15 protein-coding genes are annotated in these 17,244 nt (G+C 59.0%); 11 read left to right on the forward strand and 4 right to left on the reverse strand.

All coding sequences use genetic code 11. The features are described 5' to 3' along the window. Positions 1-2: 2 nt before the first annotated feature. Positions 3-1,550 carry a phosphoenolpyruvate mutase gene (gene aepX / locus M9920_03030; GenBank protein MCO5051259.1) on the reverse strand — a complete coding sequence of 516 codons (1,548 nt, stop codon included), beginning with the start codon at positions 1,548-1,550 and terminating at the stop codon, positions 3-5. A 185-nt stretch (positions 1,551-1,735) separates the two neighbouring features. On the opposite strand from aepX, the gene M9920_03035 reads away from it, so the two are divergent. From M9920_03035 to M9920_03055, 5 genes are all read left to right on the forward strand, one after another. Next, a complete protein-coding gene (locus M9920_03035; protein ID MCO5051260.1) occupies positions 1,736-2,503 on the forward strand; it encodes a 2OG-Fe(II) oxygenase in 768 nt (255 codons plus the stop codon). A gap of 432 nt (positions 2,504-2,935) precedes the next feature. Then, positions 2,936-3,805: a CDP-alcohol phosphatidyltransferase family protein gene (locus tag M9920_03040; protein MCO5051261.1), complete on the forward strand. Its 870-nt coding sequence runs from the start codon at positions 2,936-2,938 to the stop codon at positions 3,803-3,805. After that, on the forward strand, positions 3,802-4,821 hold the full coding sequence (locus tag M9920_03045; GenBank protein MCO5051262.1) for a flippase-like domain-containing protein: 1,020 nt from the start codon (positions 3,802-3,804) through the stop codon (positions 4,819-4,821). The genes M9920_03040 and M9920_03045 overlap by 4 nt, the downstream gene beginning before the upstream one ends. A gap of 17 nt (positions 4,822-4,838) precedes the next feature. Beyond that, positions 4,839-5,594, forward strand: coding sequence for a phosphocholine cytidylyltransferase family protein (locus M9920_03050; protein ID MCO5051263.1), 756 nt, complete (start codon positions 4,839-4,841; stop codon positions 5,592-5,594). A 10-nt stretch (positions 5,595-5,604) separates the two neighbouring features. Beyond that, positions 5,605-5,946 carry a hypothetical protein gene (locus tag M9920_03055; protein MCO5051264.1) on the forward strand — a complete coding sequence of 114 codons (342 nt, stop codon included), beginning with the start codon at positions 5,605-5,607 and terminating at the stop codon, positions 5,944-5,946. 353 nt (positions 5,947-6,299) lie between these two features. Here the strand turns inward: M9920_03055 and lpxI are convergent, their stop codons facing one another. Next, positions 6,300-7,121 (reverse strand): UDP-2,3-diacylglucosamine diphosphatase LpxI, encoded by an 822-nt coding sequence (gene lpxI, locus M9920_03060; GenBank protein MCO5051265.1) that lies wholly within the window; start codon positions 7,119-7,121, stop codon positions 6,300-6,302. A 190-nt stretch (positions 7,122-7,311) separates the two neighbouring features. On the opposite strand from lpxI, the gene M9920_03065 reads away from it, so the two are divergent. From M9920_03065 to M9920_03075, 3 genes are read left to right on the forward strand one after another with little or no spacing between them, the layout of a single operon-like run. Next, positions 7,312-9,030, forward strand: coding sequence for an ATP-binding protein (locus M9920_03065; GenBank protein ID MCO5051266.1), 1,719 nt, complete (start codon positions 7,312-7,314; stop codon positions 9,028-9,030). Continuing rightward, complete coding sequence (locus M9920_03070) at positions 9,027-9,482, forward strand: response regulator (protein MCO5051267.1); 456 nt, start codon at positions 9,027-9,029, stop codon at positions 9,480-9,482. The genes M9920_03065 and M9920_03070 overlap by 4 nt, the downstream gene beginning before the upstream one ends. Further along, positions 9,479-11,908, forward strand: coding sequence for a response regulator (locus M9920_03075; protein ID MCO5051268.1), 2,430 nt, complete (start codon positions 9,479-9,481; stop codon positions 11,906-11,908). Before M9920_03070 ends, M9920_03075 begins: the two co-directional genes overlap by 4 nt. Before the next feature lie 86 nt (positions 11,909-11,994). Here the strand turns inward: M9920_03075 and M9920_03080 are convergent, their stop codons facing one another. Together M9920_03080 and M9920_03085 are read right to left on the reverse strand one after the other, a co-directional pair. Further along, on the reverse strand, positions 11,995-14,310 hold the full coding sequence (locus M9920_03080) for a hypothetical protein (protein MCO5051269.1): 2,316 nt from the start codon (positions 14,308-14,310) through the stop codon (positions 11,995-11,997). Next, positions 14,291-15,574: a DUF3142 domain-containing protein gene (locus M9920_03085; protein MCO5051270.1), complete on the reverse strand. Its 1,284-nt coding sequence runs from the start codon at positions 15,572-15,574 to the stop codon at positions 14,291-14,293. The genes M9920_03080 and M9920_03085 overlap by 20 nt, the downstream gene beginning before the upstream one ends. 130 nt (positions 15,575-15,704) lie before the next feature. Between M9920_03085 and M9920_03090 the strand changes: the two genes are divergently transcribed. From M9920_03090 to M9920_03100, 3 genes are all read left to right on the forward strand, one after another. Continuing rightward, entirely contained in the window at positions 15,705-15,980 is a 276-nt protein-coding gene (locus M9920_03090; GenBank protein MCO5051271.1) for a hypothetical protein, read from the forward strand. A gap of 168 nt (positions 15,981-16,148) precedes the next feature. Then, the gene (locus M9920_03095) at positions 16,149-16,697 is read left to right on the forward strand and encodes a winged helix-turn-helix domain-containing protein (GenBank protein MCO5051272.1); all 549 of its coding nucleotides are present in this window, start codon (positions 16,149-16,151) and stop codon (positions 16,695-16,697) included. Continuing rightward, the gene (locus M9920_03100; GenBank protein ID MCO5051273.1) at positions 16,654-17,208 is read left to right on the forward strand and encodes an IS630 family transposase; all 555 of its coding nucleotides are present in this window, start codon (positions 16,654-16,656) and stop codon (positions 17,206-17,208) included. Before M9920_03095 ends, M9920_03100 begins: the two co-directional genes overlap by 44 nt. Positions 17,209-17,244: the final 36 nt, after the last annotated feature.

Raw genomic sequence — 17,244 nt, forward strand, 5'->3', positions numbered from 1 at the left:
GGTTAGAAATTTTGGGCTTCGAGCAACGTCTCGGCGTTGTCCACATCGAGCCAATGGCCGGTGATGAAATGCACCTTGATCGGCGTCGGTTGCGCGAGCAGGTGTCGGAACAGAGCGTCAAAGCGCAATTGGTTAAAGTCCGGTCGCTTTGCCAACTCGGCCAGGGCCGTTCGCAAGCGCTGCGAGCCGGCGGCGGTGGTTTTGATCAAACCAATCCACTCGCCGGTGATTTTATCTTTCGGCAAATCAGCCCCCACAGTTTCCAGCATGACGTCGTCCTCGGAGTATTTGAGCGAGAACGGGCGGTTGGTGGTCACGTAATCCATCTGTCCCACGGGCGGACGTTGCTGCCAGTTCGCGTCCACCACCACCACGATGTCGTGCGGGTCCGCCAGCAGGTTGCTCAGGATGTAACGGCGGAACAAAATGTCGCCAAACGTCAGCACCACTTCGCCGGTGATCCATTCCGCCGCTTTTTGCAACGAAGCCAGTTCCGCCGTGGTTGCATACGCGTCGTTATCCACGAACGTCACCTCGGGCGCGCGCACCTCATTTTTGGCGAAGCCGCGGACCACGACGATTTCCTTGATGCGTTCCGCGCGCAGGTCGGAAACGAGCTTGTGCAACAAGGGCGTGTTTCCGATCCGCACCATTGCTTTGGGAGCGGTGCGGGTGACTTCGCCCAGTTCGGCGCCTTGCGAAGCGGCCAGAATGATGGCGCGCGCAAATTCCGCCTTGCGCGGCAGGTAACGATCCTCGGCCGCCGCCAGTTCATCCGCGCGTTGCAGACGGAACACTTCTTTCACCGTCGCGATTTTGTCCTCGACGCTGACCAGCGAGCGCTGTTGAAAAATGGTGCGCGACACGTTTTGCATCGCCGTGATGGCAGCGCGGCAATTGTGGTTCGCCCAAATGACGAGGTTGTATCCGGCTTGCTCCAGTTGCTCCACTGGCGTGGCGTAATACGTGGTCGGCACGCAGACGAGCGGACATCGCTTTTGCCAGGCCCGCCCGAACGCCAGCACCTGGTCCGGCGTTTTCTTTTTGCTGTGGATGAGCAAAGCGTCCGCCCCGGCGGCATGATACGATTCCGCACGCCGCAGCATTTCATCCAGTCCCCACCCCGCGATGAACGCTTCCAGTCGCGCCACCACGCAAAAATCCGGATCGCTCTGCGCGTCCTTCATGGATTTGATTTTGCCGGCGAACTCATTCAGCTCGGCCAGCGCCTGTTTTTCGCCCCCAATGAAGGAGTTGGTTTTGGGAAAGAGTTTGTCTTCGATGCACACCGCCGCGCAACCGCGTTGCTCGAGTTTGCGCACGAGCCGGCGGGCGTTGTTGAAGTTGCCAAAGCCGGTGTCGCCATCGAGCAAAATGGGAATGTTCGTGGCGTCGCTCATGAACTCGACCACCTCGAGCACCTGCGTCCAACTGGCTTCGTTGTTGTCACGCACCCCGAGTGCAGCGGAGATGGAAAGGCCGCTGGCCCAGATGCCTTTGAACCCGGCCTCCGCCACGATGGTGGCGCTGAGACCATTGTGTGCTTCCATCAGGAATTCAAGGTGGCCAGACTGCAACAAGCGACGAAATTGCGTCGTTTTCTTCATCAAAAAGCTTGTAAGCTTGCCTTGCCACCCCGGGATGACGCAACATCATTTGCAGGACGAGCGGCGTTGGACGCATCCAGTCCGGATTTGAGCTGGTCGCCACCCGCTCCATGATTCATTCATAACTTATGAAAACCGCCACTACTTCCGAGCCGACGTTGGGCCGCGCCGAAATTGAAAGCATCATCGCCAATCAGGTTGCCAAATTGGACGCCGCGGCGTTGCGAAAAACCTATTACGATCAGGATGAGTTTCTGATCCTCGATAATTTTCTGCCGCCGGAAATCATGGCGCAATGGGATGCGCAATTATCCGCGCTGCGACCGCGCTTGCATCGCAGTTTCATTCCGAAGCACAAGAAAGGGGGCAGCGTGGCCTACGACACGGTCTGCGAACTCGCGCCCGCCATGAACGCCGTTTATCAAAGTCCCGCGTTGCTTGGCCTGCTGAAAAACATCACCGATGCCGAAATGAAGGAATGTCCCGACTCGGACCTGCATCGTTGCGCGCTCTACGCCTACACCGAGGAGGGCGACCACATCGGCTGGCACTACGACACCTCGTATTACAAGGATCGCCGGTGGACGTTGCTGGTCGGCTTTCGAGACAACTCCAGCGCGCGGCTCGTGTGCAAATTACACACAAAAAATCCCGGACATAAACCGGAAGAGTTGAGCCTGCAAGTCCCGTCCGGCACGCTCGTGCTGTTCAACGGCGACAAGGTGTACCACGCGGTGACGCCGACGAAGGCCAACGAAGAACGGTTCATGGTTTCGATGCAATACGTCACGTCGGGCGAGATGAATCCGTTCATGCGGTTTGTGTCAAACATGAAAGACTCCATCGCTTACTTTGGCCTGAAACACGTCTTCCTCGGTGGCAAAAAGAAGCCATAGACCGGGTGTGGTGAGAAATACCCTTTGCAGCGAGGTGCGCGGGCCGGGTCAGCGAATCGAGCGCATTGGCGTTTCGCTTTGCGTCCGTCCTTCGTCCCTTTGCTGCCGCCGGTTAATGGTGGAAGCGCGGACGGCGGCGGTCACAGCTCAAAACCTCGCGCGGTTTTGTGAATCAGGATACTTCCGTCCATCGTGAGCTTGCCCGCCGTCATTTTCTGCGCGACTGAATCCGCGGCGCAACGTGTGGCTGGTTTATGCGTATTGGATCGCCTGCTTGTGGCTACTCACCGGACGGGAGCAACCCCGATCACGGTGGTTTCCGCTGCGCCGTTGCCGTCATTAAAACGGACGCCCGCACTGGGGATCCGCTTTCAGATCGTGCCCCAACCACCGATCTTAAACCATCCAGCGCTCGCGCTCTCAACTGGGGTCTTGGTACAAACATTCGACCTGAAGCGCGTTATTGAACAACGTGGACGTTTGGTGAAGCTCGATGGAACACCGTTGCCGGTTGGGGTGCTCGATTCCATTTCCGCCGCCACGCTCGATTCTCAACTGGCGCGCGGTCCGGCCCTAACCGCCAGGGGCGTCGCGGAACTCGTAAGTGATCCAGCTTCCGCCACCCGCGCTACGCAGCAACTCTGGGCTTCGCTCACCTCGGCGGCGGATGGTTTGGTGGACAAGTATTTCAATCGCCCGGTTGGTCGCGTCCTATTCTCGAAGCAGCTCATTCACACCTCCATTTCACCCAATCAAGTTTCGGTGGCGGCGACGCTGATCGGCGTGCTGGCGGCGTGGTGCTTTGCGTTGGGCCACGCGACCGCCGCGATTTGGGGCGCGGTCTTGTTGCAACTTTCCGCCGTGGTGGATTGTGTGGATGGCGATTTGGCGCGGGTGTTGTTCAAAGAATCGCCGCTGGGGAAATGGCTCGACATTGTTGGCGATCAAATCGTGCATATCGGCGTGTTTGTGGCCATCGGCATTGGTCTGCATCGCGCCGGCAGCACCGCGCCGGTTTTGTGGCTGGCGGGCGCGGCGGCCGTCGGCGTGGTCATTTCATTCCTCATCGTCCTGCGCGGCCTGATGCAACCGGAAACGCACCGCAATTCCCGTTTGCAAAAACTGATTGATGCCACCACGAATCGCGATTTCTCCGTGCTGCTCCTGATTCTCGCCGGTCTCGGCAGACTGGACTGGTTTCTCTGGCTCACCGCTGTCGGCGTGCAGGTGTTCTGGGTGCTCGCGCTGGGGTTGCAACTGCAACGCGCGCCCGGCGTCGCGCCGAACCAACCCACCTCGTGAAAACCATCCTGCGCTGGATTTTATTGCTGCTCGGTTTGAGCCTGTTTGGCTGGTTCATCTATCGCGCTGGACCGGCGGAGATTTGGGCGCATGTGCGCCAACTCGGCTGGGCCGCGCCGCTCGTCCTGCTGCCTTATCTGGTGGTTTACGTTTTCGACACCTGGGGTTGGCAGCTTTCGTTTGGGAAATACGCCGGAGCGCCGCCACGGTTTCTAACCCTGTTCCGCGTGCGTTGGGCGGGGGAAGCGGTCAACAACGTGATTCCTTCGGGCTACGTTGGTGGCGAAGCGGTGAAAGCTTATCTATTGCACCGACGCGGCGTGCCTGGCTTAACCTGCGGCACGAGCGTGGTGGCCTCCAAAACCTGCCAGGTGATTGCCCAGGTCGCCTTCATTGGATTGGGCGCCTTGCTCGCGCTGCCCGTGCTGCCGCCGGATTCCGAAGCGCGACGCGGCATGTTTGTCATCACCATCATCGCGTTTGCGGTGGTCGTTTTGCTGTTGCTGCTGCAACGACGCGGCATGTTCAGCACGGTGCAGGCGGTGCTGAAAAAGTTGTCGCTGCGCCTGAAAGTGCTGGAAAAGCACGAAGCCAACTTTCGGAAGCTGGATGACCAAGTGTATCAATTTTATCATTCCGACCGCTGGCGTTTCTTTCAAACCACGTTGGTGTATTTTCTCGGTTGGCTGGCGGACGCTTTGGAGATTTTTGTCGTGTGCCACCTGCTCGGGCTGCCGTTATCCATCGCGGAAGCCGTCGCGATTGAAGCCTTCATCAGCGTGGCCAAGGCCATGGGGATTTTTGTGCCGGCCGCCTTGGGCGTGCAGGAATCGGGCGTGGTGCTGCTTTTCAAAATTTTTGTGCTGCCCATTCCGCTGGCGGTGACTTATGCCATTCTGCGTCGCGGCCGGGAGTTGTTCTACGTCCTCGTCGGCGGTATGCTGCTCTACACGGAAGGCGCTTCGCTGAGAAGCACTTTGGCCCAAGCGGCGCAGGAGGCATCCACCAATCACTAAATCAAGCTGATCAAATCATGCAAGCCATCATCTACGCCGCTGGAATCGGAATGCGTTTACAATCCGCGTTCGGTGAACGCCCCAAAATCCTGCTCGAATTCGGCGGGCAAACTTTGTTGGCGCATCACCTGCAACACCTGCGCGCCGTCGGAGTTCAGCGGCTCACCATCGTCACCGGTTATCAGCAGCAACAAATCGCCGCATTGCTACCGGACCTGACCGCGCGCTACGGCCTCGCCATTCGTCAACTGGTCAATCCCGATTTCACCGAGGGCAGTGTGCTGAGCTTTGCCACTTCCATCCCCGTGCTGCAAACCATCGGCGCGAGCGACCGGGTGTTGCTGATGGATGGCGACGTGCTTTATCCAACCGTGTTTTTGCGCCGGCTGCTTGACGCACCCGCGCCCACTGCGCTGTTGATTGATCGGGAGTATTCCACCGCGGATGACGATCCGGTGCTGGTGCCGATTGCCAATGGCCGCCCGTTTGACTTCGTGAAGCAATGGCAGGGTCAGGCCGAACAAATCGGCGAGTCCATCGGTTTCTTCAAATTGGCGGGCGCGGACCTGCCGGAGTTGATCACGCTCACGCAGCGGCTGAGCACGACCAACCGCAAGGCTTCCTATGACGACGTCCTGCGCCAACTGGTGCAGGACGGGCGATTCGGTCATGTGGATGTCACCGGCTTGCCGTGGACGGAAATTGATTTTCCCGGTGACGTCGAACGGGCGCGCGCCGAAGTGCTGCCGGCGATTGAGAAATTATCCGCATAAGACAACCAGCATGGCAACCGGGCCAGCAACCAATAAATCCGTCACGCGATTGTTTCCGTTCGTATTGAAGGCGCGGGTGTTGATCGTGGGCCGCGACACCCTGGCGCGGAGTAAATCGCGGTTGCAATTCATTCTTGTCACCACCGACCTTTCGGAAAACAGCCGCACGCGAATTTTGCAGGACTACGCGCATTATCCCGTGGTGCAGCATTTCACTTCGGCGGAACTGGAACAGTTTTTCGCGTTGCCGGGAACGAAGGTCGTTGGCTTCGCCAAATCCAGTCTGGCGCAATCCATCTATGCCGAGTTGAAACAGTATCGCCTCAACAAACCAGCGAAGTCGCAGCCGTAAAGCGACGGACTTCCCAATTTCAAGCTGCGGAGCAGCGCAAGACGGTAGCCCACGGCATCAGCCGTGGGAAAATGGCGGTTTTAGAACAAGCCTTGAAGGGGCGGCCGATTCAGGTGTGTGCCGACGATTTTCTGTCGCCCCTGGCGGAGCTTATGATTCATGCGACCGGGACCCCACAGCTTGCGCTGTGGGCTACCTTCTTATCGCGCCTCCGGCGCAGGGATTTGCGACGGTCATAGACCGCCGCTACAAGTTGCCGCGCCGAACCGTCGCTACAGCAGGTCAACGGATAAAGACCTGATGGAAGTGCGCTCAAATTTTCGCCCACAATCGGTCGCTCTCAGTCGCACCCATTAGCCAACGGTGGTGAGTGCCAGTTTGTGTCGGTTGGCCAGTTGAGCACAGATTTCCTGTTCCAAAATCAGACTGCGATTGGATTCAAAGGCGAGAACCGTGATGCCAGCTTGTGCGCAGGTTTCCAAAGTCTTCGGTCCAATGCACGGCACGTCAAAGCGCATATCGTGTCCAAGCTTGGCGACTTTGATGGCCACGCCGCCGCCGTTTTTCCCGGCGAGTTGTCCCCCGCGCAGCAGGCAGTTGTCCGTGCCCTCAAAACCTTCCACGGCCAGCACTGTGCCTTCTTTGACCACCACCAACTGCCCGATCTCGAGTCGCGAAATTTCCTTGGCAATGCGAAAACCAAACGTCACGTCGGCCTCTTGCTCGGAGGTCAATGGGCGTCCGAGTCGGAATCCCGCTCCGGGCATGAGCGGTTGCAGCCAGGGTTCGGCTTCGATCAAAGTGACGCCGTCTTTTTTCAACTCGTCGGCGATGGCGCCAAAAATCGTGTGTGCGTTGCGTTCCTTGAGTCGCAACAAAACGCCCATGGCGCGCAGGTCGGGGCGCACATCAAACAAGTTCTTTGGCGCGATCTGGCCGAGCATCACGCATTGAGTCACTGCGCGATCCGTGAGCGCGGCAATCATTTTGGAGAGTTGTCCGACTTTCACCCACACCATGTCGTCCACCAGCGCCGCCAGCTCCGGATCGGTTTCTCCCTCGAAGCCGACGGCGACGATGCGCTTCACCCCCAGGCGCCGAGCCTGACGGGCAAAGAGCAGCGGCAAAGTGCGGTTGCCGGCCAACAGACCGATGGTTTCCGGAGTCGTTGTCATCGTGATGATGCCTCGTTTGCGAACATGCTTGACCTATTAAAAGGCAAGCGGGGTCGGTTGTAAACCTTCGCGGAAAACGGAGGGGCGGGTAAAGAACACGAAGCGTGGCGGCATTGGTCTTTAAGCTGCTTGCGTTTATGACCTCAACGGGCAAGCCCGGTCGTATGCTTGCTGATTTCAACAGAGCACAATGACGAAGGCGGAATTAATAACACTACCGGCAGACGCCGTGGATTCGACGGAAGCGCCCGAATTGGTTGTCCCGCAACCACCAGATTTTATTCTGCGCGAGCGCCGAACCCTATTGTTGGCGATACTGGCCAGCACCATCCTGGGGGCGCTGCTGACGCTGTCCTTCAACGCCGAAGATTTCCTGCTGCTGGATGACGGTCACGACTTCTTGGCGGCAATCTCCAACTGGCAGTGGTGGGGCATGGCGGCTGTGTTCGGCTTCGGGTTGTTTTTGGCTTCCGTGGTCTGGCTGGTGATGTTTCGGCTGCGCCGAATCTGGATTGAGGCGCAACAGCAGGCTTGGGTGGAAGCGGAACTGAAGGCGGATCGGCTGCGGATTCAAATCGTCGAGAAAACCACCATCGAGGAGCACTTGATCAAACGCCGTCGCGAACTGGAAGCGGCGGTGGCGACGTTGACTCGAACCAACGAGGAAATCCGCGAGGAACTGAATCGCCGTAAACGGAACGAACGTACCATCGTGATGCAGAGCCAGCACCTGGCCGCCAGCAAAGACGTGTTGCAAATTCACGTGCAGGCGCGCTCGCAGCAGTTGCAAAAATTACAGCGCCAATATGAATTGATTCTGAACGCCGCCGGCGAAGGTATTTGCGGCGTGGATGAAACCGGCAAGATCACCTTTGTCAATCCCGCCGCCGCGCGGCTCATGGGGTTGGAGGTGGAAAAGATGGTCGGGCAAAGTGAAGCGGCGCTGTTTGGCGACTCGTTTCCAGGGAATACCACCATTACTTCCAACCCAGCCACCAGTCAGCCCAATGAGGTGACCTTGATGCGCGGAGACAAGGCCACGTTCACCGCTGAATTCTTACGTTCTCAAATCACTGAAAATGACCGCCCCGTCGGTCGGGTGGTCTTGTTCAAGGATATTACGGAACGCAAACAGGCGGCGGAGGCGCTGGAAGAGAAAGCGGCTGAATTGGCCCGCTCCAATGCCGAACTCGAACAGTTCGCCTTCGTGGCTTCCCACGATTTACAGGAGCCGCTGCGAAAAATCCGCGCGTTTGGCGACCGATTGAAAACGAAGTGTGGCAACGCCCTGCCCACCGAAGGCGCGGATTACCTTGCCCGCATGCAAAACGCCGCCGTCCGTATGCAGACGCTGATTGCCGATTTGCTTACATTTTCACGCGTCATCAGCCGGACCGATCCCTTCGTGGAAGTGGATTTGAACGGACTGGTTCGCGAAGTGTTGGGCGATCTGGAGGTGCAAATCGAAAAAACTGGAGCCACGGTCAAGGTGGGCGAATTGCACCGGATCGAAGCGGACCCGATGCAACTTCGACAATTGCTACAGAATTTGATCGGCAACGCGCTTAAGTTCCAGGCACCAGGAGTGAAGCCCTGCGTGGAAATCAATGCCCAGGTCCTTCCATCCGCGGAGGATTGCAGCTCCACCGGACCGATTTGCGAATTGACGGTGAAGGACAACGGCATTGGCTTTGAGGAGAAATATCTGGAGAAAATTTTTGCCGTTTTCCAACGCCTGCACAATCGTCAGGAATACGAGGGGACGGGTATTGGACTGGCGGTTTGTCGGCGCATCACGGAGCGGCATGGCGGGAGCATCACCGCTCGCAGTCAGTTGGGTCAGGGCGCGACGTTCATTGTGCGCTTGCCGGTCAAACCCGCCAAACGGAGAAAAAATCTGAGTTTATGAACCGAGATCGGAATTACTTGATCCTGATGGCGGAGGATGACGCCGATGATCGGCTGTTGGTGCAGGATGCCTTTGCGGAATGTGGCGCGACGGACGCCGTTCGCTTCGTGACGGACGGTGAAGAACTGGTGGATTATCTGCTTCGCCGCGGCCGCTATGAACCCGAGGGCGAATCGCCGCGTCCGGATTTGATTTTGTTGGATTTAAACATGCCGCGCAAAGACGGCCGGGAAGCGCTGAAGGAGATTCGCGCGCACGCGGCGTTGCGCGGGGTGCCGGTGGTGGTTTTCACCACTTCACGCGCCCACACCGATATCACCCGCGTTTATGATTTGGGCGCGAATTCATTCGTGACCAAACCCGCGGAGTTTGACGAGCTGGTCAGCACGATTTCGCAGCTTACCGGCTATTGGTTTCGCACGGTTGAACTTCCTTCCACCTCTTGCGTATGAGTGAAACGGCCGCCATCCGGGTTTTGGTCGTCGAAGATGACGACGAGGATTTCTTTCTAACGAGCGAACTGCTCAAAGAAATCCGGCGGCCGAAATTTTCCATTGCGCGCGCTCGAAATTTTGATGAAGGGCTGCAGGCCATGGCCGCCAACTGCCAGGATGTTTGTCTGATGGATTTCCGGCTGGGCGGTCATGACGGCATCGAATTATTGCAAGCCGCCCGGGCCGCCGGCGCCGAAGCGCCGGTGATTCTGCTGACCGGTGCGGCGGGGGCGGACGCGGATCACGCGGCGATGAAAGCGGGCGCCGCGGATTTCCTGGTCAAAGGTGAAATTGAAGCGCCGCAGTTGGAGCGCACGCTGCGCTACGCCATTGAGCGGAAACGCGCGGCATCAGCGGCGGCTTTCGAGCAAGCCCGGCTCGCCGCGTTTGGCATGCAGGTGGGTTTGGCGTTGACCCGGCGCGCGCCCTTGCCCGAGGTGATGGAAAAATGCGCGGAAAGCATGTGCCAATACCTCAATGTTTCATTGGCGCAAGTCTTGACGTTTGAAACCGACAAGGCGGGTTTTGAACAGCAGGCCAGCGTGGGCACGAAGGCTGATGAATTGCCGTTCCTGTCGCAATGCCTTGATCTCGCCACTTTGAAAGCCGGCCGTCCCGTCTGGAGCGCTTCGCTGGAACAAAGTTCGCCCCCCGCGTTGGCCGCAGCGTTGCAGCAGGCGGAGATCAAGTCGTGCGCCGCTTATCCGCTGATGATGGAGGAGCAGTTGGTCGGCGCGCTGGCGGTTTATTCGCAGGAGCGGCTGCCGGAGACCGTTCTGCAGGAGTTGGGTTCGGTCGCCAATGGCATTGCATTGTGCATTCAGCGCAAACGCGCCGAGGCGCAAGCCGAGAGATTGGCCGCGTTCCCGCGCGTCAATCCCAATCCGATTCTTGAACTGACCAATGCGGGTGAAATCAGTTACGCCAATGAAGCCGCGCACGCGCTGTTGCGCTCGTTGAATAAAAAGCATCTGCTGGAAATTCTGCCGGCGAACCTGCGCGCGATTGTGGCCGGATGCGTCGGGAGCGGAAACAAACATTCCGACGAACTGGTGGTCATTGCCAAGCGCACCATCAGTTGGTCATTTCTGCCGGTGCCGGAAATTCGCGGGGTGCATTGCTACGGTGTGGATATCACCGAGCGACTCAATCTCGAGGCGCAGTATCGCCACGCGCAAAAACTGGAGTCGGTGGGGCAGGTGGCGGCGGGCATCGCTCACGATTACAACAACATCCTCACGGTGATTCAAGGGTATGCTGATTTCGCGTTGCCGCTGGCAGGCACCGACGCGCAATTGATCACTTCACTGAAGCAAATCTCCGGCGCCTCGCGCCGCGCGGCGGCCTTGACCCGGAAATTACTGACGTTCAGTCAAAAGCAGATCATTCAGACCAAACCACTCGATCTCAACGCGGTGCTGGCGGATTTCGGCAAAATGCTGCCGCGCTTGCTGGGTGAGGACATTGCGCTGGAAATCACCACGGCCTCGGGACTGCCCGCCATCCAGGCCGACGTCGGAATGATCGAGCAGGTCATCATGAACCTGGTGGTCAATGCGCGCGACGCGATGCCGAAAGGCGGTCGGTTGACCATCATCACGAGCCTCGCGGAGATCAACGAGGATTACGTGCGGCGGCATGTGGAAGCGCGCACCGGACGCTTTCTCAGCATCAGTTTTCGCGATACCGGCTGCGGCATGGACGCGGACACGATGGTCCGCATCTTTGAACCTTTCTTCTCCACCAAGGGAGCGGATCGCGGGTCGGGCCTCGGTCTGGCCACGGTGCAGGGCATCGTGAAGCAACACCAGGGTTGGATTGAAGTCACCAGCGCGATCAACGCCGGTTCGACGTTCCGCATTTTATTTCCCGCGTTGCCGAGTGCGGTGGTCGAAACCGATGATCGGGACGAAACCGTTATCATGGCGCGGAGCGGGCGCGAGACCGTGCTGCTGGTCGAGGACGAGCCGGAACTGCGGGAATTGGTGGCCACTGTGTTGCGCAGTTGCCATTACCGGGTCTTCGAGGCGAAGAGTGGCGTTCAGGCGTTGCAAATCTGGCAGGAACAACAGGGGCGAATTGATCTGCTCCTGACCGACATGGTCATGCCCGGCGGGATCAGCGGTTCAGAACTCGCCCGTCGGCTGCGCGCGCACAAATCCGATCTGCGCGTCATCTACAGCAGCGGTTACAGTTCCGAAATTATCGGCAGCAATCTCAACGAAAATAATTTCGATTTTCTGCCCAAACCGTACCGCGCGCCGCAATTGGTCATGCGCGTTCGCAAGAGCTTGGATGCTCCGCCGGCACCCATCTTTGAAACGGCGATGATTCGCCGCCCTCGCGAGGCCGAAACTTCACCCGAGCCGGTGCTGACGGTGTAAGGTTTGGCGTTGCGAATTACGAAAGGGGTTCTCTCCTCCGTTCCTCCGGCGCTGTGTCACTTCAAACTGCGGGAAGAGCACTCGATTCAATTGCTTGGAAGTACTTCAATCGATGGATCGAATTCCTCTCCGATGGGTTCGGTCATTTCCTCCAGAACGGGTTCTGGTTCGGTTGTTTTCGGTTGGCGCACGTACGGTTTCGGATTGCCGTTCTCATCCAACACCGGAAACCAGCGCATCTCATCCGCTTGCGCACCAATGGCGGTTTTCCGACAACGCCGCACCAGCGTCTTGTAAAACAGGTCCGCCGTGTCGGGATCACGATCCTTCAACCAACTGCCGGCCGTGCAGAGAATGCGCGCGGTTTCATCGGTGTTATCCGGCAGAAGTTTGGCCGCTTCCCAAGCCAGCAGCGCCGCCTGGTAGCGGTAATGAAAACGCTCGTCCGGATCAGTGCGATGTTGCGCGGCGCGGTTCAATTCATCCTCCGAAGCGATATTGGCAATGGCCGTCTGATTGTTGATGGCGCGAAGCTGCCAGGTCAGACCGGAATCGAACTGCCCATCATTAATAAACCAGTCGGGAGCCAACTCCGTGCCGAGCAGTTCGATGCCGTTGGTGCGGGCCAGCCAAGCCGCGGTGTAGAAGTGTTGCGCGCGCACCGTGGCCGGGGCCGTGGAATTGGCCGCACCATCCAATGCGGTCAGCAAGGCTGCCAATGGTTTTTGCCAGACGACCGGAAAGTAAGGCGTCGCCTCGCGACCGCGTGATTCCCGTGTCAGCCGCCGGGCCAACAGGTAACGTAATTTACTCGGATCGGGTTTGGGACTATACCAGCCAAAGTAATCGAGCCTATCGGTCGCTTCGGCTTCTGACACGTTTGCATTGGTCGTGCCGCTTTCAGGCCAGTTTTGATCCACGTAATTTTTCAGTTCATCCGTGGTGAACACGCGTTCGGCGACGTAGGCGGCGTCTTCCCAGAAACCGCAGCGAAACAGCGTATCCAATGCTTCCGTGTAATCACCCTGGGTCAATGCCAGCGTCGCCCAATCGCCATGCACTTGTGCCAGCCCGTTACGCACCGGCACGATCAACGAGTCGAGCAGGTCCGTATGGTTGGTCCGATTTCTGGAGGAAAGCGGTAATTGGTGCGAGAGCCGTGATAAAATTTTGGCGGCTGGCGCCACTCGCCCCTCGCGCAGCAACAGTTTGGCTTGCAGCCACTGTCCCACGGTCGAACTTCCCGCGCGCTTGGCCCAGCCGGCGGCTATTTCGTACTCGCCGCTTTGGTAAGCGGCCAAAGCCAGCCGTTCGGCATCTTTGACTTCCGTGATCCGCACGGCTTCGATTGCCTTCAACCAACGCTTTGCGGCGGTAGTCGTTTCAGCTCGGGGCTCGGGATCGTACCAGCTCACGGTGCTTGAGATCAAATAAGTGGTCATCACCGCGCGCAAACGTGGGGATTTGGCCAGCTCAACCAAATCCGTCTCGGGATCACTAAACGCGGCCGCGGCGGCGGTCCGCAACGATTCGACACCCGAATCATTACCGCTCGCATATTGATCCAGATACAAACTCAGCGCCGCGGCGTAATGGTGCCGCCGCAATTCCACCAAGGCTTCGCGTCCCAACGAAGCCGCCGCCAGACCGGTGCGATCGGAAAAACCGCGTCGCGCCAATTCCCGAGTTTGACGATAAAATGAAACCGCCTGCTCCGGGTCTTCCGCTTCCCACGATTTGCCCAGCATGTAGGCGGCCCAGGTGGATTTGAATTTCCGTTCCGCTGCGGGCCGTTCAAGTAAGTGCCCCCAAGCCTGTCGCGCGGTGTTGGTATCCGGCGTCAACAGTTGCCAGGCGATGGCGCCGGTAAAGTAATCGGCAAACTCGTCGGGCAGTCCGGGGATGGCGGGAAGTTCCGGCAATTCCGGCACATTGGTCAGCGTAATCGAAGCTCGAAAACCGTAACCGTCGGCAGACTGTTGTTCCCGCCACGCTCCCGCCCGGCGCGTATAGTTGTCGAACTCCTCCCGTTGCTTTCGGTAGGCAACCACGATGAGAACGGCGTCGGCATCCGGCACTTTGGCTTTGCGCAACGCTGCCGTGAGTTCGGCCACTTCCGCCTCGAGCCTTTGCCCGGTATAATTCAAGTCCGGTGGCGGCAGATAGGTAAATTTTCCCGGCGGCAGTTGCATCGCCTCCAGCTCGCTTCGGAAGCTGGCATCCGGCGCCGCCAGCAAACGCGCGTCGCCGCCGCCCAATAAATCCGAGGTGAAGACCGAGATGCACGCCCGGGCCGCCAGCAGTCCGCCACTCAGCAGTCCCAGCCCCAGCGCAACCCGCAACCATCCGCCGGGGCGTCGGGCGCGAATCACATTCACTAAATTACCTTTTGGAAACTTCACAATGCACCTCACAATCCTGATCAAACCGCAGCCACCCCAGAGTCAATTGCTCGCCGGCACGCAACCGGGTCGGTTGGCCTCTGGAAACAAAGGTTGCGGTGGTCGGCCGACGCTCGGCCAGCGCAAAACCGCGTTGCGCATCACCCGCGATCAAGCGCGCTCCAGTCCAACGCGCGGTGATCGTCAAGGGCGCCTGAACATCCAGTTCCCCGTCGTTCATCAGCGCAAGCTCCACCAAATTGGTTTGCACCCGTTGCGCACGACTGTTGAACTGCTCCACTGGCTGGCGTCCGTCGAGAATTGCACTGAACGTTGGCCAGCGCCAGTTAAAATTATCGTCGTTGATCGGCAACCGGAACCAGATCAAACCGCGCAGCGCTGCCGGACGGTTGGCCGTCCAATCCTGCACCAATCCGGCCATTGCCAGCGGGTCCGAGTTGACGTCCCGCAACCGCGCGTCGGCAGGCCAGTTCGGGCGCGGGCCTTCCGCCGAAAGCCCGATGAATTTTTCCGTCGCGTCAAACGCCAGTGTGTAACCGTAAGTGGGCAGGGCCACCCGGAACGGCACCCCAATGCGCCCGGCACGTTCCACCGCGCGCCGGGCGATCGCCGGATCGCACAAGGCAAACGGCGCGGAAATGCTTTGCGGTCGCGTGACCGAATGGACTTGCAGCACGTAATTGGTGGCGTGAACGGCCAATCGCTGAAACGCGCGGGAACGCAGCCAGCTTGGCAACGCGGTGATGGTGACCGGCGTTGGGGCGACGCGCTCCTGGATGGCCTCCAACCAAACCCGATAACCATCAAGTTTGGCGGTGGCGCAATCAAAATCAATTTGCAGCTCGCTCAACGTCAGTCCGTTGGTTCGCGCGTCGTCCACAATCCAGCGGGCCGTGTCGGCGATGAAATTTCCAACCGCGTCGTTGGTGAACGGTCCGGGATACGACCCAATGCGCAGCGCCAGACCAACGGGAACCGTCAACGAGCGGAGCGTTGCGAAATTCACCTGCGCCTTCGCGAGTTGCGGCGTCCGATTTTTTTGCCAGACGATTTCCGCGCGCAGCCCGACGATCTGGTTGAAATTGGTCGCGTGACCGGTGAGAGCTGTGCGCACGGACGGAGTCCAAGCGCGTTGCCAGACATAGACCTCGGCCGGCAGCGGCCCATGAGCGCGCGGCCCGCGCCAGACGGTGACATACCAAACCGCCGCGCCGGTGACGGCGAGCAACAGGAGGATCAAGCTGGCAACGTATGATTTCCGCAAGCGCCGGGAGGATGGAAAATGCCGCGCTGACTGACAAGCGCACGGTGGAGTATCAGGAAGTTAGCCGGTCTGGTTTTTCAGGAGGCCGTATGTTCATGTTCTCCGTCTTCGCGCAATCAACCAAACAATCGTGACACAACCAAGCAAAACGACACCTGCTGCCATCAAGAAAACAAAATACATGACTCCGTCAACCGCGCCACGCTGGCTGGTCTGGTGTTTGGAAATCTCACTAAGAATCGGAACGCTGCCGAGACAGAACATCGAAACCCCAACGAGTGACAACACGGACAATACGCTGCGTAATGAGGGCATCCTAGATCGTCTGAGTAAATCGCAGACCAAGAGCAAACTCCATCCAACGGCGGCAGTAAAACAAACCAATCCGAGCCAACCAGAAATATGAGCGACGAAATGCATCGTGACGGTTCGAGTGGCCTAACATCAGACTTAGGCTCTATGCCGCGACTGTATGCCCGCTTTCCCAAGCTGTCCAGATGGTTTTAGGGCTGGTTCCCGAATCCTTATACTAACTTGCAATCAATATAATACTAATATAAGTTGGCGGAAAATTATGCGTCCGCGCACCGAAATATCCGCCGCCGAAGTTGGCGCGATCCGTCGCGCCATGTTGGCCGCCGCCACCCCCTCCACTTTTCAACGGCTGCAATGCCTCTGGCTGCGCGCCCGGCCAAATCTCTCCACCGAGACGATTGCCCAGACCGTGGGCCTGAGCGTCAGTCATGTCCGGCGGGTCTGGTCGGATTATTTGCGCCACGGGCTGGCGGGGGCCAAAGGCCGGCCCAAAGGCGGACGCCGCCATCAAAACCTGACCGTGGCGCAGGAGCGGGACGTGCTGGCGCCGTTGCAACAAGCAGCCCGGGCCGGGAAACTCGTGACGGCGGAGGGGATCAAAACCCGTTACGAAACGACCGTCGGCCACGCCGTCCCCGGCTCGACGGTTTATCGCCTGCTGGCCCGCCATCAGTGGCGGCGGGTGACGCCCCGCCCCAAACATCCCAAAGACAACCCGCGCGCCCGGGCGGCTTTTAAAAAAACTTCAGGCCAAAGTCACCGCTGTGGCGGCTGGACACCCGGAAGCGCCCTTGCGCCTGATGTTTGAAGACGAAGCCCGGTTCGGGCGCATGAGCAGCCCCATCGGCTGCTGGGCGCCGCCGGGTTGCCGCCCGGAAGTGCCGACGCATCGGGTGCGCGAATACCCCCATGTGTTTGGCAGCGTCTGTCCGCAGGACGGCGAACTCATCAGCCTGATTCCGCCCCGCGCCGACACCGCCGCCATGTCACTCTATCTGGCCGAGGTTTCCCGGCGGCATCCCCGGGAACACCTCCTGATGTTTCTGGATCGGGCGGGCTGGCATCGGGCCAAAAGCCTGGTCGTGCCCGAAAACATCACCTTGGACTGGCTGCCCGCTTACAGTCCCCAATGCAACCCGCAGGAACTGGTCTGGCGGGAAGTGCGCCGCCAGCCCTTCGGCAATCACACCTATGATTCCATGGCCGCGGTGGAGTCGGCCCTGGTCCAACGCCTGCGCCAACTCGAATCCGCCCCAACCCGCCTCCAATCCCTCACCGCCTTCCCTTGGATTATTAATGTTAAATTGAATGCAAAATAGTATGAGCCAGTCTGAGTGGACGCGAGAGCGGCCCGC

The sequence above is a fragment of the Verrucomicrobiia bacterium genome (genome assembly GCA_023953615.1).
Taxonomy (GTDB): Bacteria; Verrucomicrobiota; Verrucomicrobiia; order Limisphaerales; family JADLHS01; genus JADLHS01.